This window comes from Marinoscillum furvescens DSM 4134 (assembly GCF_003386095.1).
Taxonomy (GTDB): Bacteria; Bacteroidota; Bacteroidia; order Cytophagales; family Cyclobacteriaceae; genus Marinoscillum; species Marinoscillum furvescens.
The window spans coordinates 18,870-45,492 of record NZ_QREG01000010.1 but is presented as its reverse complement, the minus strand read 5'-3'; the positions used below and the strand labels follow the sequence as shown (position 1 = coordinate 45,492).

Sequence of the window (26,623 nt, the reverse complement as noted above, 5' to 3'; positions counted from 1 at the left end):
TGATTAAAAGGTGATGTTAGCTCCGATATTGAAAGTTTTGAAAATCGGGTGACTTAGTGAGTTAGACACTTCCGGATCCATTACATCGTACTTCATATTATCCCATAGGAAAAGGTTCTGTCCATTGAAGAAAACTCTCACTTGATCTATTCCTGTTGGTGAAAGGAATTGCTTAGAAATGGTGTAACCAAACTCAATGTTTCGTAAGCGAACAAACCACAGATTCTGAATCCAGTAGTCGCTCGGCTGCTTACTCACCGAGACACCATCGAAGTGCAACCTTGGATATACAATTTTCTCTCCATTGGCTCTTCGCTCTTCTGACCATGCTTGTTGGTGGTGTTCAAAATAGTTTTTGTAGTTACCATACGCATTTCCATTCCAATCGTAAACCCCTCTACCTGATATATCAAAGGAGTAATTAGTCACTCCGTGGAATAAAAGGCTCATATCAAAACCCTTATAGTTAGCCGACAAACTATAGGACAGGTTCAACTCTGGAACATTAGGATAATCCATAGGCTTCTGATCACGTACATCTATGATGCCATCGCCATTTAAATCTTCATATTTCAAATCTCCGGGGCGAACAACTCCTCCTAGGCCTGACTGATCGGCCCAGCCATCAATCTCTTCCTGACTTTCAAAGTAACCAAGGTTGTGGTAACCAAACGCCGTACCTCTTGAATACCCTTCAACACGATATCGATATGCAAAGTCTGCATCCAATGCCACCTCATTGTAGTTGATTACCTTGTTACGCGCAAAGGAGGTTGTGAATGTGGTTGAGAATCTTCCGTTCTGACCTAATTTGGAATCATAACCTAAGGCAACTTCAAAACCTTTGTTCTCCATTACCCCTTCGTTTAATGGAGGAAGTCCCTGCTGACCAAACATTCCTGAGGGAATTGGGCTATTATTAATAAGAATGGAATTTCTTTTCTCATAGAAAACATCTGCATCTAACCGAATGCCACCTCTAAGATTGAGATCTAATCCAATATTAGTTTTAGCAGCCTCTTCCCATGTCACCAATTCATTGGGTATTGTTCTTTGATATACGGGATTTGGCAAACCAGGAACACCTCCCAGACCCGCGAAATAATTACCTTGACCTTGTGTCCAGTCTCCTACATAAAGAAATCGACTATTTGATATTTTATCGTTACCTACTATACCATAAGATCCCCGTACTTTAAGAAATTCGACGAGCGACTGGTTCTTCATGAAACCTTCCTCACTGAGAACCCATCCCAGTGATACTGAAGGGAAAAACCCGAAGCGTCTGCCCTTGGCAAATTGCTCAGATCCATTCATACCAAAGTTCATTTCAGCCAGATACCTACTATCGTATCCATAGGTCATCCTACCCACAAGTCCTACATAGTTAAAAGGAACCTGAATATTAGTGGTTCGCTGACTCTGCAGATACATGAATTGCCCCGTCACATCATGAATTCCGAAACTACGCTTATAGTTTAGCGAAGACTGCATGTCAAAGTTTGAGCCATGTCCCTGGGTTAAAACAGGAACCAACTCAATATCCGCTCCGGCCGCCGGAGTGTAATTAACAACAGACTCTCCACCAGTGTCATCAATAGAAGCATTATAGGTCAGGTAAGTTCTTCTGAAACCTCTGATATGCGAAGCATTCGCATCATAGGAAACAAGCACCCTGGCACTTAGTCCTTTAGTTAAGGCGTTTAAGTTTTGTTCAAGACCTATAGAAGTATTTAATGAATTAGTGGTTGTCACTCTGTACCCGGTTCTGTTGAGGTTACCATAGGGTGTTCGATCCTGCCCCGCTACACTCACCACTTGCCCCAAACTGTTTAGGTCCGGATAAGAAATAGCTGGTATATCTGCAAATGAGGCCATTTGAAGAAAATAGAAAGAAGCAGTAGTAGCCGCTGATTGGTTAGCTCCAAAAACAATTGGATCATTTTTATCCTGTAAGAAACCGGATAAGTTCAACCACGCTTTTAGGCCTTTTGTAACTTGAAAATCAATGTTTGCACGGTAAGTCAGGCGATTCAGACGTTGCTCATTGTCATAATTGTACTCATCCCATTTTTCTGTTTTAAATGGCCCTCCCTGACTCAGGTATCCAATACTCGTAAAGTATTTTACTTTATCACTACCCCCGCTTATGTTCACATTGCTACGAAGCATTGGTACATAGTCATGTAAAAACTCATCATAAAAGTTACGATCTACATAGTACTCAGGAAGAATATTGTTTTCATAAGCCTGAAACACGTCCTCACCAAATTCCAATGGATTGGATTGGCCGGTTGCGTCATTGTGCTGTTCAATAACTTCATTTCTTAAAGTCATATAGCTTACCGCATCCAATGGTTGAGGCAATCTTGTAGGCGCTTGCAACGAATAGTTTACATTGGCCGTCACTTTCGCTTTACCTGGCGTCCCTTTCTTTGTTGTGATGAGAATTACACCGTTGGCTCCTCTTACCCCGAAAATGGCAGTAGCAGAAGCATCTTTTAGAACAGATATAGACTCTATTTCATAAGGATCCAAATTGTTCATGCTACGCTCTACGTTATCTACGAGAACAAGGGGCGCTGAATTATTCAATGTCGCCTGCCCCCTGATGAGCATCTGTACATTTTCAGACCCGAGTTCGCCATCCTTAATTTGGATAGTCATTCCCGGAATCTTCCCAGCCAAACCCGATTGTAAGTTGCTGGTAGGAGATGTAACTATTTTATCCGTAGAAATAGACTCAATAGCACCGACAACTGTTTTCTTCTTCTGTTCGCCATAGCCCACAACCACTACTTCATTCAATTGCTGTAAATCTTCTTCTAGTGTTACATCAATGTTTGTTTGAGATTTAACCTCAATACTTTTTGATAGAAAGCCAACAAATGAAAATTGTAATATTGATCCTACATCAGCCTTTAGGCTGTAGCTACCGTTTATATCAGTTATAGTTCCTGATGTGGCCCCATCCCCAGTCTTGTTTTCCACGATAACAGTAACCCCGGGCAGTTCCTCTCCAGAAGAAGAGGTCACTTTACCTTTAACCTGGACCTCCTGACTGTATCCCTTCAGACACAGCATCAATCCAAGTAGGAATAAAATCCTGTAATTTTTTCCCATGATTTAAAATTTAAGTTGGTAGTTAATAGTACATCTTTGAGACACCCAGCCAATTGCCCGGGTTAAAATCAAGCTTAATTCTAGTGAAGGGCCCAAACGTTTTCATCCTGCCCCTACCTGCCGGATGATGACATAATTATAAATATACACGGTTTTACTTCTGTTTATTGAAATAATTATCACCAAACAGCAGGTTGAATTGATAGCGTCATAAATTGAAATAAAATCAATTGGCTATTATTTATCAAAAGATTACTAATAAACACGCCAATCAAGTTATCACCAGTGCGACTTAGACGCATCAAATTCTTGCGTTTCAGATAAGGGTTCTTACTTCTATTTGTGGGCAGATCTTATCCCCTTGACCAAAACTTCTCCTATTCGTGCTTAAACTCCTGTTAGGTAGGTACGGGATGCGAAAACTATTTAGATCCGCCATTTTTACTTCATATCAAAAAAACAGTTTAAGAATAATACCTACATAGATGAAAATTATAATTTTTTGGTTCACGTTATTTGCAATTTTGTTTACATCTAGACTAGTCTTCGCTCAAACGGACATGAGCTTCGATCTGCAAAATACTAATCAACTACAGATAGAATTGAATCAGGGAGTCTATCAAGTCCTTACTACTGGGTATGACCCTTATGTTCTAACTCAACCATTACGAAGCACCCGCCAGAACCAGGAGACGGTCTTGGCTTTTGAGTACTTCTGCCCTAAAGGTCTGGATCATATACAAATATATTTCGGGCCTGATATTGGTGAAGGTAGAACTATGTCTTCAGGTAAAATCAGTGCAACCGAAGGGTGGGTAAGTCATTCGATCGATTTGACTGATGCCATAAAAGACTGGGGGCAGGCTGGTGACTTTTTAAGGTTGGATTTTGGAAGGAAAAAAGACATCAACCTTCAGATTAGAAATTTAAGGCTACGAGTGATGTCTGAACGTGAAAAGGATATAGCTCGAACCAGAGAAGAGAAAAGAAGAAAGGAGGCTCGAATGGAACTGCATATTAAGAACTACCTCTCGTCCGACTATGAATCGGAGGTTAGCTTTGTCAGTGTTAGGTCAAAGACCATTGCTATAAGTGGTAAGGTCACTTCAGTGAATCCAACATTTTTATGTGAGATTTCTCCATCCATGGATATTACCGAAACCTCCGAATTTCGTTCATGGACCCCTATTAAAAATGGAGAATTTGAAATTACCCTAGATCGTTTCAGTAAATCCGAATTGACAAATTATGATCGGCTGCTTTCCAAATGGGCAGTTTTTGAAAAATCAGGCGACTCTTTGGTGATCGCATCTCATGCCCGATATGCGGATAAAATAGTATCGAAATATAACCTTCCAAAGGAAAAGGCCACAAGCAAGAAAGGATTGGGTGGATTTAGCATAGGCCGTGGACATACCGAAGACCTTGAAAAACTGGACATTACTAGTGCGACAGTGAATATCTGGTTTACCCGCTTCATGTTTACCGAACCTGCAGCTGACAGGATCAAACATACTTATCAAGGTAAAAGCTGGTACTTTGACACCAAACAAGTAGAGAAAATGGACCACACATTTCGGTTAACAGCCGAAAAAAATATTATCACTGCAGCCATACTCCTCGTTTCCAGTGCTGAAGATTGCCCTGATCCTAAAATTGGGAAACTACTCCAACATCCTGACATGCACCCATCGGGGATTTACAGCATGCCTAATATGACTACTCCGGAAAGTGTGGAATGCTATGCAGCCGCACTCGATTTTTTAGCAAACAGATATAGTCGTGAAGACAAAAAGTATGGACGAATCAATCACTGGATAATGCACAATGAGGTGGATGCAGGTTGGGTTTGGACCAATATGGGAGAAAAAACAGAGTTGATCTTCATGGACACTTATATAAAATCTATGCGCATGTGCTACAACATTGCCCGTACATACAATCCACATTCAGAAGTCTTTATCACCCTCACACATTATTGGGCCTGGACCATTGATGAGAAGTTCTACCCATCCAAAAACCTGATGGAAATTCTTTTGGACTACACGGAGGCTGAAGGAGATTTTGAATGGGCGCTGGCGCATCACCCCTACCCAGAATCCTTATTTGAACCGAAGACCTGGCTAGATCAAAAAGTGGACTTTACGTTTAACACCCCTCTTATCACGTTTAAAAACATTGAGGTCATTGATGCCTGGATCAAGCAGCCGCGTGCCCTGTACAAGGGCAAGCATAAGCGAACTCTGTGGCTTTCGGAAAATGGAACCAATTCAAGAACCTATTCGGAACAAGACCTAAAAGAACAAGCTGCCGGTTTTGCATATACCTGGAAGAAGCTAAAAAACCTTGACGGAATCGATGGTTTTCAGTGGCACAACTGGTTCGATAACAGACGCGAGGGAGGGCTCAGAATCGGATTAAGAAGATTTCCAGACGATGAAGAAGATCCGGGTGGTGTTAAACCTGTATGGTACGTATTTCAGGCCGCAGATCGTAAAAACGAAGATGCGGTTTTTGATCAGTACAAGCCCCTGCTTGGCATTGATCACTGGGACCAGGTGAATTTTATTGGGGAAATAGACCCTAGCGAGGAGTCCCAAACTTACAGGACCTTGAAACCCGACACTTGGGTAGCTACGGATGCACTAGGAAGAACGCTCACAACAGACCCACAAGAAAAAACCGCTAAAGACCGCTATGTGGGCATGTTCTATTTTCTCACTCATACAAAAACAGGAGGTTCGGGCCCATATGATGTTACCAAGATCAAAGCTGCAAACCCAGATAACCCGCAATGGGGAAATGGAAGTCATTTTTGGGGGGAGCCTGAGCTTGGCTACTACCTAAACTCGGAAAAATGGGTTCATAAAAAACATGCCAGAATGCTCTCAGATGCAGGAGTAGATGTGATCATCATAGACGCTACCAATAACAAGACATACCCTGAGGCTTATATCCCCTTATGTGAAGCGTGGCGAGAGATGAGAGCTGCAGGAGAAAAAACACCTGATATTGCATTTTTGGGAAGTGAAATCTCGGTGAATACGCTTTGGACAGAGTTTTACGAAAAGGGTATGTATCCGGACTTGTGGTTTATGTGGAAAGGCAAACCCCTCCTACTCTACGGGTGGCATGAGCAACCCAGCCGAAATAAAATCAATGATGTGGTCTTTTCAGAGGATATTCAGAAATTCTTCACATTAAAACAAAGTTGGGCCTGGACTTCCCTGCCATGGTATGATGACGGAAAAGACGAATGGCCGTGGATTGACCATTACCCACAAACCATTGGGTGGACAGACAGCATTGGCAGTCCAGAGCACGTTCCGGTGGCAGCCGCCCAACACCCTCTTTCCAACATTGGAAGGAGTTTTTATCAATTTCATCAACCTGAAACCAATAAATACGACCTCACCCCGGTTACGGACCGGGGGCTCTTCTTTCAGGAGCAGTGGGACCATGCAATCGAGGTAGACCCTGAGTTTGTCTTCGTTACAGGGTGGAACGAATGGTCTGCCGGAAAACAGCAATTGAAAGAACCTGTCAACGAGAACCTACTCAAATGGAATTTCTACCCCGGAGCTCATCTTGGAAAGGCAGGCAAACCGCTAAAGGTTGGTGACAATTACTTCATAGATCAGTATAATCAGGAGTTTAGTCGTGATATCGAACCCATGAAAGGTGGACATACAGACAATTACTACTATCAGCTCGTCAATAACATTCGCAAGTACAAAGGGGTATCTCCATCTGTTGAAGCCGGAAAAATGAAGTCTATAGACCTGGATGGTGGTTTTGCACAGTGGGATGAAGTGTCTTGCACGTACTATGACCACATCCACGATACAGAGCACCGTAACAGTCCTGGTGTGGGCAGCTCAGGCCCCTATACTATGACTTCAGGTCGCAATGACATTACGAAATTGAAGGTAGCAAGAGATATGGACGCCATCTATTTCTATGCAGAAACCAGCATCGCGTTGACCAACTATACTGACAACAACTGGATGCTACTCTTCATCGACTCAGATCAGGATAGCAAAACGGGCTGGGAAGGGTATGATTTACTGATCAATCATTCCCTGGTTAACGATTCGAAAACAACCATCAAGAAATACCACAAAGGAAAGTGGAAGACTATCGGAGAGCTGGACTACCGGTCAGATTCTAATCAATTGATGATAAAGGTGCCGAGAAATCTCATTGGAAATGAGAGCGCATCCTTTGACTTTCATTGGGTAGACAACCCTCAAAATCTCAAAAACATTTCTTCTTTCTTCAACGATGGAGACAGTGCTCCTGACAGAAGATTCAACTACCGTTTCACAGAATAAAAATCAAAAAAAAGCATTAGAACAATGAAAAAAGTACTGCTGTTTATCTGTATCATATCTACGCTTGTAAGCTGTAAAGAAAAGAAAAAGCCAAATGTCATTTTTATCCTGGCAGATGACTTGGGTTGGATGGATTTGTCCTGTATGGGTTCTGACTTTTACGAAACCCCCAACATCGATGCGCTAGCCGCCAAAGGAGTAAAATTCACAAATGCCTACACGGCCAGCCCACTATGCTCACCTACCCGAGCGAGTATCCTAACCGGACAAGAGCCCGGGAGATTGCGTTTTACAACTCCCACAGGACACTTGAAGAAAGTAGAACTGAACCCGAAGGAAACATCAAAGTCTTCACCTATTCATAAGACAGCCACGCCTCAGACAAGAACCAGGCTACCCAATGACTACCTGACATTTGCAGAAGTAATGAAGGAGGATGGCTACGCTACCGCTTTTATGGGCAAATGGCATCTGGGAAGAGATCCATACCTACCTGAAAATCAAGGATTTGACCTGGTAGTAGGAGGCAGAGAACATCCAGGTCCTCCCGGCCCTGGAGGATTCTTTTCTCCATGGAATTGCGAAACACTACCAGTAGTTCCGGAAGGCACACACGTATCGGACGTACTCACTGATGAAGCTCTAAAATTTGTAGAAAATAAGCGAGAAGAACCATTCCTGCTTTGTCTATGGTACTATGATGTACATGCTCCATTTCAAGCCAAGGAAGAGCTTATCGAAAAGTACAAAAACAAACTCAGTGACACCCATGTTCAGCGGTCGGCCATTATGGGTGCTATGATCGAGACCATGGACACCAACATAGGCCGACTTACTTCCAAATTGGAAGAATTAGGTTTAGACGAAAACACGATCATCGTATTTACCTCAGATAATGGTGGCAATATGTATGACGGCCCTGAGGGAACCATACCGACTAACAATTATCCACTTCGGGCAGGAAAAGGAAACAACTATGAAGGTGGTGTTCGGGTACCACTGATCGTAAACGTGCCTGGTATGACTAAAGCAGGTACCACTTCAGATGTAATCACTTCTACCGTAGACCATTATGCTACCGTATTGGAATTGGTAAACCTCCCATTTCCACAAGGTCTGGTTACTGATGGTCAAAGTTTCGTGCCCGCACTAAAAGGAGAAACCTACGAAAGAGCACCGATTTACTCCACCTTTTGCCACAATGTGGTTGCTACCGGCAACAGAGCGAACGTCTCCATGCGACAGGGTCCCTGGAGGTTTTACAAATTTTACTTCGATGGACCCAATCAGGAGCATCGCTATGAGCTATACAATCTTGATAATGACATAAGTGAAAAGAATAATCTTGCCGAAGAAATGCACGATAAGGTGAAGGAAATGGCCAGACTACTCGACGAACATACAGCTGAGGCAGGCATCTTACTTCCACAAAAAAACGAAAACTATGGCGGGAATGTCGCTGATGCCTGGATAGGTTCAGAAGATACAGAAATAGCCGTAGGTGATGGATCCATTCTCATCGCCTCAAAAGGCTCAAACCCATCCATCGAAACGGTATATACCCCCAATGTATCAGGTCAATACAAGTTGACGTTTGAGATGAAATCTTCCAGCTCAGGACAAGGGAAAGTAGCTTGGAAAGCTCGTGGAGACAAAGAATACATCTCTGAAAACGTATCAGCATTTGCTCCGATTCATGATGAATCTTGGCATGCATATTCAGTTGAATTATCGCCGAAAAGCAATCTGGACAGGCTAAGAATCACTCCTTCTTCGTCTAAAGGAAATATCGCCATTCGCAACATAGAGCTAACCACAATGGATGGCTACTACATTCGAGACTGGCCGATTAACTAAACCCTTATTGACCGAACCAGAATTTTAATTCAATCCAATAATTAACTACAAACATGAAAAATTACAGCATTTTCACCATGCTAGTCATGGCAATTATTGTGCACTGTAGTGCACAGCAGAAAAACAAAATAGTCGGTATAGGCTATAGCGTATGGCATGACTATTTTAAAGGGGGAGGATTCTATTACCATGATAAGTCCAGAAATCCCGGCAACCAATTTGGCCCCTATCCAGTGGATCATTGGTGGGGTGACCCGTCGGTAGTAGGCTCATTGAATGACTACACCATGATGATCAGCGACAACCCGAGTACCCCCAACAATACAGTTATTGATAATCACGCTGACCTGCTTTACGATGCTGGTGTAGACTATATCGCCTTAGATTTGACCAACGGTGAGCAATCGAAAATTTGGGATGGTGCCAAAGCCGTGTGTCTCCGCTATACTCAAAGGCTGGCATTGGGTTACTACTCACCCCAGATTGTGTTTTTTGTGCAAAAGGATGCAGGGGTTCAGAAATTCTACAACGAAGTATATACGAACACGGCCACATACAACCAGAATATCTTTTTCGAATATGAAGGCAAACCACTCGTACATGTAACTAAACAACTCAACCCTATACCAACCACGGGAATATACACCAACCTTAATGTGGTGAAGATGTGGGGTCTTCTCAATAGCACGGACATAGAAAATATGTGGTCTTACAAGCAAAATGTAGGCAGTGGTACCACTCAAGATTTTTTTGAAGCCAATGATTGGCCTGAAGAAATGTCTGTATGTGCCGCCACACAAAAGCAAGTGATGCTCAATGATGCTAACCCAAGTGAGCAGGCTGGAAGGATAGGAAGATACCAAACTGGATATACCGGCGGAACTTATTGGGACCAGCAGTGGCATTTCGTCAATAAGACCAACCCCTCCTTTGTCTTTATATGGGCATGGAATGAATGGATTTCTCAAAACACCGGATCATCTGCTCAAGGAAGATTCACGGACATCTATGGTGATGCCTATAGTGCCGATATAGAGCCAAGTGATCAAGCCGGTAACGCTTTGTACCTGTCATTAATTGACAAAGTGGCAAAATACAAAAGGAACGTTCCTAACATGATTTTAAGAGATGAATTAAATGGAAAATGGTACTTTAAGTTTTACGATGAAGAGGTTTCAGGAAGTAATGACCACCTGAAAAAGAATTTTACCAATACCTTTAGTGGGCATCAGGCTCCCATTACCAGTCGATTGTAGCTGACTTCAATGACGATGGTTATACGGATATCGCACTAAGAAATACTAGTACAGGTACATGGCACTTCGCTTTTCGCAACACATCCACCTTCGCCTTCAATAACACAGCAAACCTGACCTGGGTTTCAGGAAGTCATTATCAACCGATTGTTGGTGACTTTAATGGTGATAACAAAACAGATATTGGACTTAGAGATCCGAATAATGGTATCTGGTATTTCCGCCTAAAAAGCGGTACCACCTACACCTATCCTACCCAGCACACATATACCTGGTCAAGTGGCAGCCAATATCAACCTTATGTTGCTGATTTTGATGGTGATAACTACTATGACATTGGAATGCGAAACGCAACTACCGGAACCTTCTATTTCCGTCACAACAATGGAAGTTATAACTTCATAGACCAAGACTCATACACGTGGGTATCTGGTAGCAACTATCAGCCTGCGATAGATGATTATGACAATGATGGTTATGTAGACATTTCCTTAAGAGACACCACCACTGGTAAAATATTTCTAAGAAACGGCTCTACTAGCTACACATTCCCAACCCAGGAGGAGTATCTCTATGAACCTGGAAGTAATTTTAGCATTCACGCCTTAGGCTACACAGCCAGCAACGTTTCTGGCAGTAGACTCTCTTCTGTGAATCAAGAAGCCGGACTCAAACAAATCGAAAATGATTTTAAGCTTTACCCTAATCCGGCAGTAGACATCATTAACTTCTCTGAAAACAACAACATTGTAAAGGTTAGAATTTTTGATATCTACGGAAACCTTGTTCTGGAGTCCGACACCAACAGTGAAATAAATGTTAGCAGCGTTAAAACAGGAATGTATATTCTGAAAGCAATACATTCTGAAGGTGAATACGTCCAAAAACTGATGATAAAATAGCGAAAAAAATATCCCTGCAAGTATCCCATCGTTCGTTCTGGTGCTTGCAGGGGTTACCTCAGATAGTCACCTTTTCATTGAGTCAACTGGCAGAAAGAGTATCGTCAATATCTTGTACAAAAGCATACAATGATGAAAAAAATTGCATCATTTTAACCCTTCTATCACATCCCTGGATGCACCTCTCTGCCCAATCAAAAGTGAGCATTAAGGGAAAACAATTTCTTATCAATGGCAAACCAACCTATGAAGGCAGGAACTGGAAAAGCTATAAAATAGAAGGATTGCCTATCAACTCCCAATTGGTGCAAGGAGTCTTCGATGACCTCAACCCAGAATCGGCAGAACAGTTTGCGTATCACGATACAAATCATTGGGATGCGCAACGAAATAATGCAGAGTTTGTGTGTGCAATGAGAGAATGGAAAAATATCGTCTCAATGCTTTTACGCTTTTCCCAACCGGGAATCTACGGGATGGTTATTAGAAATAGCCTGCATTAATTAGCAGTTGGGCCACATTAGTCGCCTTCAAAAACAAATTGTCTCTAGCAATGCACTCAATAAAGAAAAACATATTCTTATTAGTGGCCTTATTTACCCAGGCACTTGTTTCTCAAGCCCAGGAGCCCATTTTTAAAAAATCTAGCTATGCAGGAAAGTCAGTCTCCTTAGAAAACAGCACACTGACACTGAATCTCTACCAAAGATACCTTGGTTGGGGTTGGGGAGAACTTTTGACACCTTCGGGGAAGTTGATGGCGATCATAGAACATCTCGGGGAGGTCATGTTACATGATCAGGATATCCCCATGCGGCTGGTAGCTAAATCCTATGAAAAAAGTCAATCTGTCGATGGTAAAACGTTGACCTTCGAAGTGCAATCGGTGGTAGTACGGGATGTTCTGGACGGGACTTCATTTGACAATTGGATGGTTTACCCATTCACCGAGCCCGTGCTTACCGGGCGTGTGAGTTTCACCCTAAAAAATGATTCCCCAGTGATCAAAGCCAGTTATGAACTAGTTGCCTCAGGGAATTATAACGTTCGCTACATCCGAGGGCCATGGCTAAAGGTGGGGGAATCTTCATTTGGTTCTACTAAGGAAGACGCTATCCTTCCTGGTGTAGATTGGGCGATAGGCGATGAGTGGACAAGCGGAACGGACTTTTTTAAAGACCCATGGGCTATGAGAGTAGCCCCTCATCCCAATAAAGTCTCCGTTCCACTCATGGCGATCAGTCATCAGGGCTATGGCATTGGCTTATCCTGGAACCCAAATCAGACCGCTACGCGCTGGTTCAATTACCGAGAGCACAACCCTCAGCCCGTTTTCGCCTCTCCTAACTTTGTCGATCGCAAAAGCAATCACCTAATGGGCCTTATGGTGCCAGATGCATCCATTGAGGGACATGAAAACGAAATATACGCTCAAATTCCCTTAGAACTAAAAATTGGTCAAATGATCAATTTCGATGCTGAGATTTGGCTCACCGAAGGCAACAGTGTAGATGTGATGGTCGATTATGTCAAAAGACAAGGCTTACCTGAACCATCGGCCCTCCGGTGGTCATACAAAGAAACCCTCGACAGAATTGCCAATGCTTACAACACCAACTTTTGGCATGAGGGTAAAGGTTTTGGCCTGATCCAACGTCCCGAAAAAACTATCAAACCAAATGTCCCGAGTTTTCTGGAGCGGTATGTAAGCGAAAACAAGAGGACACCTTTAGCCAAAGAGCTGAAAACAAAATTAAAATGGTCCAAAAATCAAATCAACAATGAAAGAAACAGCCAGGATGACCAAATCAAAAGAGGTGAAGCCCTTCTCTCCGAGCAAAACGAAGATGGATCCTTCCCTTTTAACCCCAATGACATTGGAAAGGACGACTTTAAAGTAGCAACCTCATTTATAGAGCCCATGGGGCTTAGAGGAGAAACTGCTCTGGATATAACCATCAGACCAGCCACTACCTTGTTGAAGATTGGTACAGCTACAGGTGATAAGCGTTTTTTAGATGCAGCCAGAAAAGCCTTTGATTTCTGTCTGGAAATGAGACGCCCGGAAGCTGGAGACTTTTGGGAAACCCCACTACATGCTGCCAACCTGTTGGCAGCAGGCCATGCAGCAGTTGGCAATTACTTAGCGTACGAACAATTCAATGACGAAAAGTATAAAAATAAGGCTATTTACTGGATGAGAACTCTTCTGGTATTTACCCATCTGTGGGAGCCAAAAAATATAGAGATGTTATACAACACCAAACCTGTACTCAGTTCCAGCGATTGGTATTTCGCAAATTGGGTGCGGGATCATGTCCAATGGGAAGTACTGGCTGTATTTTCAGATGTTGCCAGCAACAATTTGAAATGGGATGAAATTGACCCTGAAATAGACTGGATCAAATATCAAAAAGGGATCACACATGCTATTATCCGTTGGCTCAATGTAAGCGCCGAAAGAAAATGGTTGCCACACAACTTGCCTGAAACTTATGAGCGATATCTGAACGGTGAGTACGAATATGCCTACCCTGACACGCACAATAGCGTCACCGGAAATTATGGAGGAATGATGATTATGCCTGCTGGAGTGGCCAACAACATTTACTATCTACTGGACAGACAAAAGAAATAACTCATGAATAAGTTATTTATACCGTTATATTCATTACTACTCTTGACCATATTTTACAGGTCAAATGCTCAAAGTTTAGAGTCTCAAGTTTTTAAGGGGCCAAAATTTTCTACAGATGATTGGGTGGGCACAGATGCGCTGGGCAGGTCCCTTCCTACTCATGAAGAGGTTGGGGATAAGCGGCCCGGCAAACTGGTGGGGATGTTCTATTACATCTGGCATGGTTACCATGACAATACTGTATATGACATCACGAAGATTTTAAAAGAGAATCCCGAAAACCCAGAATACGGTCCAAAAGGGAAGTTTCATTTTTGGGGTGAACCAGAATACGGATATTACCTTCCTGACGATCCGTGGGTAATCAGGCATGATTTGCAAATGTTTGCCAATGCGGATATCGACTTCATCTTCTTTGATGTCACCAATAACTTCACTTACCTGAGTACAGTAAAAGTGCTTTGTGAAATCTCCCTCGAGATGAGAAAACAAGGAATCAATACGCCCGAAATCTGTTTTCTTTCAAACACAAAAAGTGGTCGAGTACTCAACGAACTTTATGATGAGTTCTACTCAAAAGCACTCTTTAAAGAGCTTTGGTTTTACTGGGATGGAAAGCCGCTGATACTTGGGCATGAAAACGATCCGGTATTGAGGTCTGAGGTAAAAGACTTCTTTACAATAAAATACAGCTGGGCCTGGACAGACACTCCGAAAGAGCCTAATCACTGGCAGTGGCTAGATACACATCCTCAAGATTATGGCTGGAGCAAATCGCGCCAAATTCCCGAGCAAATCGTAGTAACTACAGCAAACCATCCCCTACAACCGATGGGTAAAAGTTTCAACAATGGTGAGCAACCCGAAGTAGACAAATACTACATGACCGGGTATACAGACCAGGGCTTGTATTTTGCAGAGCAATGGGAACGTGCATTAGAAGTAGACCCGCAGGTTATTATGATAACCCAATGGAACGAATGGGTCGCCCAGCGATTCATCAACGATGATAAAAGAAAACAATATGGGGGCAGGCCAATCAAGGAAGGCGACACCTTCTTCGTAGATGCTTTTACTCAAGAGTTTAATAGGGATATTGCTCCTATGAAAGGTGGACACTCAGACAACTACTATTATCAACTGATCAGCAACATTCGCAAATTCAAAGGAATGGACAAACCCCCAACATACTCCACATCAAGTATCAGAATCGATCGTGAATTCGATGACTGGAATGATGTCTTACCTGTTTATTATGACCATGTTGGGGATACCTTGCATAGAGACTTCCTGGGCTACGACAAAACCACTCAATACACCAATAAGACAGGCAGGAATGACATTATAGAATGTCGAGTAAACATGGAAGATGATCAAGTATGCTTTTATGCTAAAACAAACAACGACCTAAGTCCTACTTCAGATAAAAACTGGATGCTGCTTTTCATTGATATCGATCAAAATAAATCAACAGGTTGGGAGGGTTATGATTTTGTAATTAACCATGGAGAAGTCACAAAAAACAGCACATCACTCAAAAAATGGAGTGGGAATGAATGGATAAAAGTGAAAAAATTGAAATTAGCTGTTGCAAACAATCAATTGGAATTCAGTATTCCTTGGAAAACACTGGGTAGCACATCTTTTGATTTCCATTGGGCGGACAACCCAGGGCAGTTAAAGGACATTTCCGGCTTCTTTCTGGATGGTGACTCTGCTCCTGACAGACGTTTTAACTATCACTTTCAACCCAATTAAACCTAAGGTTATGACTATAAGTAAAACCATATTGGGTATACTCCTGATGTTTTGTATCTCAGTGACTTCATATTCGACTGCACGTCCAGATCGGGTATTTAAAATTTATCAATTCCCTATCAATCAAATACCTCGTATAGATGGACAATTTAGCGATTGGGAGAAAATACCAGACACCTATACTATCGGCCTGGAAGAACTAAACGATACTCGGTTTGGAAACGGTACGAATCTGGATCCGTCGGACTATGACATAGACGTAAAGGTAGCCTGGGTCAAAGGACTCAACAGACTCTATTTTTATATAGACGCTTATGACGATTATTGGGATTTTGATCACCATGCACTTGGTCAGGATATTTTTGAATTGGTGGTGGATGGTGACCTGTCAGGAGGAACGTTTATCAATCAGCACAATGGGAACAAAAACCTGCTATCTAAAAACGAGCTTCATTACAAAGGACATGGATCCCACGCCCAGAACTATCACATTTTTACGCCCGTTCAAAACAAGGACTGGGCAATGGTCTGGGGAAACACACCATGGATCAAAGAATTTCCGCATTATAACTCAGCTTCTGCCTTTGATTTTGAACATGGTGAAAGTGGTAGGTTACAGATGGAGTTTTACATCACTCCTTTCGATCATGCAGCCTTTGATGGTTTCAGTAAATCATCAGTTTCCCAACTAAAAGAAGACGATTTTATTGGCCTGGCATGGTGTATTTTAGATTTTGATGGAAAAGGCAAGTGTGAGGCCTTCATGAATATCGCCCATGACACCAAAATGATTTATGACGCCTCGTATCTATGTGCATTCCGACTAATGCCATTGGAGCCAGAATGGCAAAAACCCATAGCAGCTAACTGGTCATTTTTAGAGGTGGACCGATCTAGTAGGTGGATTCAGTTCAAAGATGAATCGCAGGGGAAGATAGAAAAATGGCATTGGGATTTTGGTGACAACACTAACTCTACAGAACAACACCCCAAGCACATATATAAGCAGGGAGGCACATGGACCGTGACCCTAACCGTAGAAGGGCCAGCAGGAAAATCCATCAGGTCTAAGGTCTGGGATGTTGTGACTCAATAAAATATTAATGGAAAATAGACACATCACATGATAAGAAAAGCCTTTAAAATGAAATTACATCCGGGGGCCCTGGAGGAGTATACCAATCGTCACAACCCTATTTGGGAAACGCTTGAAATCACATTAAAAGAGCAGGGTGCACACGATTACAGCATATTTTATGATGAAGACACCAATACATTGTTCGGGTATGTCAATATCGAATGTGAGGAGCGTTGGAAAAACATAGCAAACACAACAGTTTGTCGTGATTGGTGGGAGTACATGGCGGATATTATGGAAACAAACGAAGACAATAGCCCAATAGCTCAGGAGCTGACAGAAGTTTTTTACTTAAAATAATATTTAATAATTCAGACCAATGAATAAACAAAGTTATTTCCTACTAATAATGGTTATTCTGACAGCTTGTCAGATAAAAGATTCACAAAGTATTGTTGAAACGAAAAAGCCAAATATTATTTTTTTGATGGATGATCAGCATCGCTGGGATGCTCTTGGGATAATAAATCAGCAAATCAAAACCCCTACTCTGGATAGTCTCGCTAGGTCTGGTATTCACTTCGATCAAGCAGTTTGTCAGGCACCTATGTGTGTACCAAGTAGAAATTCTATCATGCTTGGATTATACCCTAACCAAACTGGGGTTTTAAGAAATCCTGATGGACTGAAAGATGAAGAGCTACCCACTAAAACTTTAGCGGAGTACCTTCGTGATGCAGGTTATGAAACCGCTGGATTTGGAAAGACCCACTGGGGTAAGCACAAAACATCCACCAGAGGTTTTGAAACCAGATACGTTTCAGAAATCCCAGAAGAAGGTGCCAAATCCATGGCCGAACTTGATTCTGCTGCAAAAGCTAGGTACGACGCGGAAATAGCATCTATGGGTCCTGGAGAAGAAAATAACATCGGTTATTTAGGTTTTACAAGTAAAGTTCCAGAAGAAGATCATCGAGATGGTTGGATATCTAAGAAATGCTTGGAGTATATTGAGGAAAGAGACGATGATCGTCCCTTGTTTCTGTACTTATCCTTCATGAAGCCACATGCCGGACACAATGTACCCAAAGGCTATGAAGATCTCTACGAAGTTGATTCCATTGATTACGCACAACAGCCTCCATGGGATAAAGACTATTCCCCTCATGCCGCAGGAGTAAATAGACGAGACATGTACGTGGACTATTGGAAAGATGCCACCGAGCAAGAATGGAAACTCATGACCATGAGATACTATGCGAATGTCACCTGGATGGATGATATGATGGGGCGCGCGATTCGCGCACTCAAAACCAGGGGTCTTCTGGAAAATTCCATTATCATTTATACGTCTGATCATGGAGAGATGCTTGGAGAAAGATATTACCGATTTAACAAATATTGTCTATATGACGGAAGTGTGAGAGTTCCTCTGATATTGTCAGGAACAGTCATCCCCAAGAACGTTACAGATTCCCGCCCCGTAGATTTGGTGGATGTGCTCCCTACCCTATTGCAGTCAGCTGGCGTTTCGTATTCAGACCAACACCCCGGATACAATTTATTAGCACCCAATCAAAGAGAAGGAGCATTCACGGCACTTCATGAACGCCCCGATGAAGCCTCCTTTATGTGGCGTACCAAAAGGTATAAGCTGATTCTGATTATGAATAGAAAAGAAAACAATGCAGACTATAGTGAATCTGATATAAAGGGAGGCGAGTTGTACGATTTGCAGGATGATCCAAACGAATGGAAAGATTTATACAACAAGGAATCTGCATCCCAAATACGTTCTGAATACACTTCTAATATAATTGAGAAGTTGAACGCTCTGTCAAACTAGAATGCAATAATCAGTTCATAAAAAAGGGAAACAAAAAATGCTCCCCTTAAACATCTAACCAATCATGTAAATCAGTATGAAACGAACTGAAGTAATATAAATGTACAACTACCCAACAAAGGTAAAATAGGCCGTTCGCCTCAGCGTCTTGTAGCCACCTGATCGACCATATAAACATAAGAGTATGACCAAATCCATCTGTATTAAAACACTGTTGAGTCTTTTATTCTGCCACTTATTATTCCTGTCAAGCGCACAATTTCCAGTGCGAGCAGATAGCGAGGAAGGCTTCAAGCAGATCTTTAATGGATACTCGTTGCAAGGCTGGTTTGGGGATCCAGAATATTGGTCCGTTCAAGATAGCTGTATTGTTGGTATCGTCACCGAAGACAACCTTCTTGAAGAAAATTCCTTTTTGATATATAAAGACTCACTTGTAGGTAACCTGGAATTAAAGGCTGAGTTTAGAATATCACCAAATGGCAATAGCGGAATCAATTATCATAGTCAAAAGGTTGCTAACAAGCCCTACGCGCTAAAAGGGTATCAGGCGGACATTGATGGAGCTAACCAATGGACGGGCCAAAACTATGAAGAAAGAGGGCGTACATTTCTCGCTTTAAGAGGGCAGGTTACTCAAATATCAGAAAAGTCAAAACCACTAGAAATCGGTTCCTCGGGCGATAAAACAGACCTGTCAAAACTCATCAAATCTAACGATTGGAATGAATACCATATTCTGGTCAGGGGCAACACAATTTCTCATCTAATAAATGGGCAGCTTATGTGTGTGATCATAGATGATGATGACGAAAACAGATCTACAGGGGGCTTTCTTGGGGTTCAGGTACATGTCGGCCCTCCAATGAAAATTGAATACAGAAATGTAAGAATTAAAGTGAATTAGTTCTTCTCAGTGGTACAAACTGGAGCTAGCCTGCCATCCGAGTATGTATTATTACTTCAACTGGATATGGCCGTTCAGGTACGTGCAGGATAAACTTCGCAAACCCAAAATATAAATTAGTAATTAGGATTCTTCTTTCCCTGACTCAATTTCTGGAGTTGGACAAATGATTAGGACAAAAGTTCAAATGAAAAAATACATACTAGGACTGTTGATTTTTAGTATTGGGCACAGTAGCCTTTGGGCTCAAACCTGGGATGACCGACCTACTCAGACACTAAACACAGTCTATGACCAGGATTTCACGACCAATCAGTGGGATGAAACTTTCTTTTACAATTATTGGGAAACTGTTGACCCCAATATCTTTTCAGCATCAGACATTGAAAATGGTTACTTACAGTTTCAGTGGATCTCTAAACGTATTATTCGATCCAAAAACACACTTGTTCCACCATACATTCTAGTAGCAGAAATTGGCTATGGAAACGGTAGCCATCGAGGGGGTATCGTCATTAGAGTGGACAACAACCAAGGCGAAAGGGTACAAGAACCGGCCGAGGGTGATCCGGGCTTTAATTCTGAAGGGATTGCCTTGTACCCAACAGAAAACGGGGAATCATTGATCGTTCAGTTTACTGGGGCTTATGAAACAAATAATACACCGGTGACCAGGATTGAAGTCCCGAAACCAGCCGGTATTGCAAGCTTGAAGCATCAAAATACATTCAGAATTTAAGACAATGATAATGTGATATATGTATTTGTCAATGATGAACCACATTTTCTCATCCAGCTCTCAGACAAGGAAAACCTTACTTACACTTCAGGAAGCGTTTACGATTCTGAAATGGACGCACTCGGGTCTTTTGCCGAAAGAGAAGTCAAAGAAAACGGTAAAGTAGCCATATGTCAACGAAATGCTACCCTCAGGTTGTTCAATGCGAAGGTTTCAAATTCTGAGTTGCTAGAGCAATCCATAAGTTTCGATCCTGTAGATTCAAAAAACGTAGAGGATCCTCCTTTCGAAATCAATGCAACCGCCTCATCAGGTTTACCTGTCACCTATAGCATTGTTTCCGGGCCCGCCCAAATAGAGGGTAACATCATATCTCTCACAGGGCAAATTGGTCTAGTTGAGGTGCTGGCCACTCAGGAAGGCAACACTCAGTACGCCGCTGCAAGTGCTAAACTGACTTTTTATGTAGGTGAAGTGGACTCAGGAAATACGCCGGTCGCAAATCACGATTATATGAGCAACTGGGTGGTGACAGATGCACTGGGAAGGGAAATGCCCACTTTTGATGAGGTAGGACCAGTAAGAGACAATCGCACAGTTGGCGTTTTCTACTATCTATGGGCAGGCTATCATGGGGATGAAGTCTATGATATTTCTAAAATAATGGAAAGCAATCCGTCACATCCATTATCATCAGACAATCCTGCCTGGGGTGCTGTGAACCAGTTTCACTGGTGGGGTGAATCGGAGTACGGGTATTTCAGGTCCGAAGATCCCTGGGTCATTCGAAGGGATTTACAAATGCTAAGCAATGCTCGTGTTGATTTCATTTTCTTCGACGTAACCAATGCTGTTACCTATCTGGAAACAGTCAAGGAGCTCTGCAAGGTTTCGCTGCAAATGCGACTAGAGGGGATCCCCACACCAGACATATGTTTTCTGACCAATGCGAGAAGCGGTCAGATTATGAACGAACTGTATGATGAATTTTACTCGAAAGATTTATACAAAGATTTGTGGTTCTACTGGCAATTCAAACCATTGATATTGGGCATAGAGAGTGACCCTGACCTTAGACCAGAGGTTAGGAATTTTTTCAAAATCAGACGAAGCTGGGCCCATACCAACACGGTTAATGAACCATTCCACTGGCAGTGGCTTGACAAGTTTCCTCAAGATTGGGGGTGGGTCAATGACCCTAACATACCAGAACAAATTACCGTATCAACAGCCCACCATCCAGAAAGCCCTTATGGGAAAAGTTATCATAACGGAAGCCAACCCACTGTCAATGCTGACTATACGTCCAGCATAACCCACGAAGGAAAAGGATTTGAGGAGCAATGGAAAAGAGCCCTGGAGGTGGATCCGCAGGTAGTTATGATCACCCAATGGAACGAATGGTTAGCCCAGCGTAAGCTTTGGGACAATCCGTCCAAAACGCATTATGGAGGAAGGCCGATCAGCCATGGAGACACCTACTTTGTAGATGTACTCAACGTCGAGTTCAATCGCGACATTGCGCCAATGAAAGGAGGCTATACGGACAGTTACTATTATCAGATGATGTCTAACATTCTAAGATACAAAGGGATGGACGAACCTGAAGCTGCCTCTCCTCCAAAAACCATCACACTGGATAATGATTATTCCGATTGGCAAGATGTCACACCTTCTTTTGGGGATCCTGCTGGCGATGTTGAGCACCGGGACTTTATGGGATACGATAAAAGCGTTCAGTACACGAACACAACTGGCCGTAATGATATTGTTGAGTCTAAAGTCATGTCAGATGATGAAAACCTATACTTCTATGTTAGAACGAATCAAGCACTTACCTCCTCAACAGATAATTTCTGGATGCTTCTATTTATCGATGTGGACAGGGATTTAAAAACAGGTTGGGAAGGTTACGATTTTGTGGTCAACCATAGCCTCAACTCTGCTATGGAAACCACTATCAAGGAATGGAGCGGAACAGAATGGGGAAATGCGCAGCAACTATCCATATCTATTAGCGATCGCGAAATAGAGTTGGCTATTCCGAGGGTGGCGATGGGGCTTGAAAATTCCTCACTCAATTTTCATTTCAAATGGGCTGATAATCCGGGAGAATTGAACGATGAAACCACTTTTTTTCTCAACGGGGATGCGGCTCCTGATCGGAGGTTCAGGTATCACTATAAGGGGCAAAGTCTCATTACGGGTAACGAGAAACTCAATCAAAGTTGGATCAACGCTTATCCGAATCCGGCAGATGACAAACTACAGGTGACCCTTACCTCAAAATCCTATCTCATAATCTACAACCTGACCGGGCAGATTATTTACAAAAGCGAGAAACCCAACAAGGTATTCGAAATTAATGTGGATGGATGGAAAAAGGGAACCTATGTTATTCAAGCAAGAGGTCAATCCAACACGGTCATTACTGAAAAAATCATAGTAGAATAATAAAAACCTTAATCAATAAATAACACCCTCATGAACTATATGAATAGCCTTCCAAAGCTTCTTATTCTCTTCTGTCTGATCTCAAATATAAGTGCCCAGGCTCAAAGCAACCGTTCTAAAGTGGGCATAAGGCCATACCCACGGGACAGTGCGCATGAAGCCACCGGTGGCGGAACTGTGGCCCATTGGAAACCCGGTATTGGCAACTATGATGACGTGCTAAAACCAAACAACTATACAGCCAAACACATGGATGTGGTGAAGGGCTACAATGGCGCATTCAAAACCAAAGAGCGTTTTTTTGAACATTATATACACCAGCAAGGGAAAGATTGGGTAGACACCAATCCGAAAACCAACAAGCTAGTTCAAACCATTCGTCTGCACGAACAGGAAGGTAATGAAGTGAAACATATCATCATCTGTCGTGAAGGATGGCTATACGATAAAGAAAATGGCGATACTGGCCCCATAGAGGGAGACCCAAGAATACTGCATCAAAGAGACGTGGATGATACCCGAAAAGTATTTAAAGATGCCCATGCCCTGGGGCTCATCAGGCACGATAACTACAAACTGATCCAAATGGTCGTGCATCCGGCAGTTTTCCTGGATGACCCTAAAGCTAGAGCCATTATCAGTACCATGGACGGGATCTGTGTAGAGTCACATCAGTTTAACCGCTACTGGCCATTGGGAAATGAAATCTCCAACCCGGAGGAAATAGCCAGAGGAGCCAAGTGGGTATTAGATCAGGGTAAAGACTACATCTTTTACTATGGCCCTTACCAATACAAAGAGTGTGAGACTTACACAGACTTTCTGGAAAGAGACTGGCTCAGGGCTTTCTGGGAAAGAGGACTACCCAAGCATCACAAAAACATGTACTACTACCTGAATGCCTTTCCTCATTCATGCGGATCTCAAAGACCAGTAGGGCCCGAATCTGACCCCTACTCCTACCTTGGGTTTGCTAAATGGTTGATAAAGGAATTGGAAGATGGAAAGTAGTAGTACCATTTCGAGAAAGCTATGAACCTTTAACTACCTTTTCGGTATCGAGCGCATCAAGAGACATTTGAACGCACCGTGAAGTCAAAGCTCCAGACCGAATATTTGCATATCCAGGTTACTTACTCACTATCGAAAGGAAAGAATTGTTTTAAACAATTCTTTCCTTTTCTGTGCATTGGAACACCGTGCACGACAAAACCATTAGTATTAGCTTTCTCATTATTTATGGTCAAAAATTCACTTAAGACAGCATTATTTCACCGTGCTGATCATGTGCTCCTTCTCCTTACTGTTCATATCGACCTTAAGACCTGTAGCTCCATTTTTTTGGTGTGATCACAGGCTACATAGCATGTGGGTACTGTATGGATATTTGAAACCAAGTTTGTTATTTCACTCGACTAAAAAATTGAAATAAATGACATTATCAAATCTCAGCATTCAGTGTGCGGTCATCCTACTGTGTAATTCGTGCATCACACATCAAAATCAGCCCGTCTCTGAATCAAGCACCACGGGTAGTCCGATGTTTAGCACGCACCATTGGGTAGCTACGGACGCATTAGGGCGTACGCTTCCCAGCTATGAGGATGTTGGTCAAAAAAAAGAGGACAAGTTTGTAGGGGTTTTCTATTACATCTGGCATGGCTATCATGGTAACAAAATCTATGATATCACCCAGATACTGAAACAGCCTGAAAGTGACCGCCATTGGGGGCCGAAAGGTAAATTTCATTTTTGGGGTGAACCTGAGTATGGATATTACCGATCTGATGATCCCTGGGTAATCAGAAAGGATCTTCAAATGCTTTCTAATGCCGATGTTGATTTTATTTTCTTTGATGTAACGAACAATCGCACCTATCTCAAAACAGTCAAACTGCTATGTGAAATTTCAACGGAAATGAGACAGCAGGGCATATCAACCCCCGAAATATGTTTTCTGTCCAACACAAAAAGCGGCCGAGTAATGAACGAGCTCTACGATGAATTTTATTCTAAGGGATTGCATGAAGACTTATGGTTTAGGTGGGACGGAAAGCCATTGGTATTGGGACACCCGGAAGACACAGTACTCAGACCTGAGGTGAAGGACTTCTTTACTATCAAATACAGCTGGGCATGGACCAAAACCAAAGAAGAGCCTAACCACTGGCAATGGCTGGACAAGTACCCTCAGGACTATGGCTGGAAAGAGGATCCTAATGTACCTGAACAAATCACTGTATCAGTGGCTCATCACCCGGGAAACCCTTTAGGCAAGAGCTACCAAAATGGCAAACAACCACTAGTCAATGATGACTACAACACGGATTTTACAGATATGGGACTCCAGTTTCAGGAGCAATGGGACAGAGCTTTGGAAGTGGATCCACAAGTGGTCATGGTCACACAATGGAATGAATGGCTTGCCCAGAGGTTTGACCACCGGGCCGGAAAAACCGAATTTGCAGGCAAGCCAATTTCAGAACACGTCCCAATGTTCGTTGACGTATTTACCAAAGAATTTAACCGGGATATAGCCCCTATGAAAGGTGGCTACACGGATAACTACTATTACCAGCTCATCTCCAACATCAGAAGATACAAAGGCATAACTCCCCCTCCTAACGAGTACAGCAATGCCCCAATAAAAATTGATGGCCAGTTCTCTGATTGGGCCGACGTACTACCTGTTTACCAGGATCCGGTAAATGATATCACCCATCGAGACCATGCCGGTTATGATCCCAGCCTTAGGTTGACGAACACTACGGGTAGAAACGACATCATTGAGAGCAGAGTCTCCTACGATGAACAGGCGCTTTATGCCTATGCCAAAACCTCCAACGTGCTGACATCTTCAAAAGACCCTAACTGGATGCTTTTGTTTTTAGATACTGACAAAAATAAAAGTACGGGCTGGGAAGGCTATGACTTCTTAATCAACCAATCCGTGGACGAAAACACCTCTAGCATTCAAAAATGGACAGAAAATGGTTGGTCAACGATCGGAGAAACGAAACTCAGTTACTCAGGTTCGGAGCTTGAACTATCCATTCCGCTTGCAAAGCTCGAATTGGAAGCAAAACCTTCGTTTTACTTTCACTGGTCTGATAACCCGCAGCAATTAACCGATATCGACGCATTCTTTTTAGATGGAGATTCTGCGCCGGATCGTAGATTTGACTTTGACTACTAAGGTGTAGGTACTCAACCAGTAAGACTAAAAGATTAATTGTACTAACAAATGAGCCGATATCAGCTAGCGCAAATCAATGTAGCAGTTATCAAAGGAGAAAACATGAATGACCCTGTCATGAAAGAGTTCATGGATAACCTTGAAAGCGTTTATCAGGAGGCTGAAACCAGCCCAGGATATGTGTGGAGATTAGAGGAAGATCCCGATGCTCCTGAGGCTGACGACAAAACCCTGATCAATATCACCGTTTGGGAAAATGTGGAATCTCTCAAAAACTTCACGTTCAGCAATCTTCATGGAAAATTACTGAGAAGAAGAAAAGAATGGTTTGTCCACCTGAAGGAAGTCTATACTGCATTGTGGTGGATTGAAGAAGGAAACTACCCAAAAACCAGTGAGGCGTTAAATAAATTAACATTTTTAAGAGATAAGGGACCTTCAGCGGAGGCATTCGGATTTAAAGACATCAAATATCATGATCCTCTTCGGACAAGCTAAGGAGCACTCACCGCAATCATATTGCGGTGAGTAAGAG

17 protein-coding genes and 1 pseudogene are annotated in these 26,623 nt (G+C 42.6%); 17 read left to right on the top strand and 1 reads right to left on the bottom strand.

All coding sequences use genetic code 11. The annotated features are described in order from the left end of the window. Positions 1-3: 3 nt before the first annotated feature. The gene (locus C7460_RS11820) at positions 4-3,123 is read right to left on the bottom strand and encodes a SusC/RagA family TonB-linked outer membrane protein (protein ID WP_115868314.1); all 3,120 of its coding nucleotides are present in this window, start codon (positions 3,121-3,123) and stop codon (positions 4-6) included. 485 nt (positions 3,124-3,608) lie between these two features. Between C7460_RS11820 and C7460_RS11815 the strand changes: the two genes are divergently transcribed. The 17 genes and pseudogenes from C7460_RS11815 to C7460_RS11735 all read left to right on the top strand — a co-directional run bounded on the left by C7460_RS11815 (position 3,609) and on the right by C7460_RS11735 (position 26,586). Next, complete coding sequence (locus tag C7460_RS11815) at positions 3,609-7,457, top strand: DUF5722 domain-containing protein (RefSeq protein WP_221409505.1); 3,849 nt, start codon at positions 3,609-3,611, stop codon at positions 7,455-7,457. Between the two features lie 24 nt (positions 7,458-7,481). Then, complete coding sequence (locus C7460_RS11810; RefSeq protein ID WP_115868312.1) at positions 7,482-9,314, top strand: sulfatase; 1,833 nt, start codon at positions 7,482-7,484, stop codon at positions 9,312-9,314. A gap of 53 nt (positions 9,315-9,367) precedes the next feature. Continuing rightward, entirely contained in the window at positions 9,368-10,570 is a 1,203-nt protein-coding gene (locus tag C7460_RS11805; protein ID WP_115868311.1) for a glycoside hydrolase family 71/99 protein, read from the top strand. Next, positions 10,564-10,896 (top strand): annotated as a pseudogene (locus C7460_RS24535) (FG-GAP repeat domain-containing protein); the annotation flags it as partial. The gene C7460_RS11805 and the pseudogene C7460_RS24535, both read left to right, overlap by 7 nt. Before the next feature lie 15 nt (positions 10,897-10,911). Further along, positions 10,912-11,472, top strand: a complete 561-nt coding sequence (locus C7460_RS11795) for a T9SS type A sorting domain-containing protein (protein WP_115868310.1) — start codon at positions 10,912-10,914, stop codon at positions 11,470-11,472. A gap of 77 nt (positions 11,473-11,549) precedes the next feature. After that, entirely contained in the window at positions 11,550-11,975 is a 426-nt protein-coding gene (locus C7460_RS11790) for a hypothetical protein (protein ID WP_147302927.1), read from the top strand. A gap of 50 nt (positions 11,976-12,025) precedes the next feature. Further along, positions 12,026-14,110 carry a glycoside hydrolase family 88 protein gene (locus tag C7460_RS11785; protein WP_115868308.1) on the top strand — a complete coding sequence of 695 codons (2,085 nt, stop codon included), beginning with the start codon at positions 12,026-12,028 and terminating at the stop codon, positions 14,108-14,110. Positions 14,111-14,113: 3 nt separating this feature from the next. Continuing rightward, positions 14,114-15,868, top strand: a complete 1,755-nt coding sequence (locus tag C7460_RS11780; RefSeq protein ID WP_147302926.1) for a glycoside hydrolase family 71/99 protein — start codon at positions 14,114-14,116, stop codon at positions 15,866-15,868. A gap of 10 nt (positions 15,869-15,878) precedes the next feature. Further along, on the top strand, positions 15,879-16,964 hold the full coding sequence (locus C7460_RS11775) for a PKD domain-containing protein (protein WP_245986326.1): 1,086 nt from the start codon (positions 15,879-15,881) through the stop codon (positions 16,962-16,964). Between the two features lie 27 nt (positions 16,965-16,991). Beyond that, positions 16,992-17,306, top strand: coding sequence for an L-rhamnose mutarotase (gene rhaM, locus C7460_RS11770; protein WP_115868306.1), 315 nt, complete (start codon positions 16,992-16,994; stop codon positions 17,304-17,306). A gap of 19 nt (positions 17,307-17,325) precedes the next feature. After that, positions 17,326-18,792, top strand: a complete 1,467-nt coding sequence (locus C7460_RS11765; protein WP_115868305.1) for a sulfatase family protein — start codon at positions 17,326-17,328, stop codon at positions 18,790-18,792. Positions 18,793-18,976: 184 nt separating this feature from the next. After that, positions 18,977-19,699 (top strand): 3-keto-disaccharide hydrolase, encoded by a 723-nt coding sequence (locus C7460_RS11760; RefSeq protein ID WP_115868304.1) that lies wholly within the window; start codon positions 18,977-18,979, stop codon positions 19,697-19,699. Positions 19,700-19,886: 187 nt separating this feature from the next. Next, a complete protein-coding gene (locus C7460_RS11755) occupies positions 19,887-20,438 on the top strand; it encodes a hypothetical protein (RefSeq protein ID WP_115868303.1) in 552 nt (183 codons plus the stop codon). Between the two features lie 12 nt (positions 20,439-20,450). Then, positions 20,451-22,892 carry a T9SS type A sorting domain-containing protein gene (locus C7460_RS11750; protein WP_115868302.1) on the top strand — a complete coding sequence of 814 codons (2,442 nt, stop codon included), beginning with the start codon at positions 20,451-20,453 and terminating at the stop codon, positions 22,890-22,892. 30 nt (positions 22,893-22,922) lie between these two features. Beyond that, positions 22,923-23,903: a hypothetical protein gene (locus C7460_RS11745; RefSeq protein WP_115868301.1), complete on the top strand. Its 981-nt coding sequence runs from the start codon at positions 22,923-22,925 to the stop codon at positions 23,901-23,903. 421 nt (positions 23,904-24,324) lie between these two features. Further along, entirely contained in the window at positions 24,325-26,088 is a 1,764-nt protein-coding gene (locus C7460_RS11740) for a hypothetical protein (protein ID WP_147302925.1), read from the top strand. 48 nt (positions 26,089-26,136) lie between these two features. After that, the gene (locus C7460_RS11735) at positions 26,137-26,586 is read left to right on the top strand and encodes a DUF3291 domain-containing protein (protein ID WP_115868299.1); all 450 of its coding nucleotides are present in this window, start codon (positions 26,137-26,139) and stop codon (positions 26,584-26,586) included. The last annotated feature ends 37 nt before the right edge of the window (positions 26,587-26,623 follow it).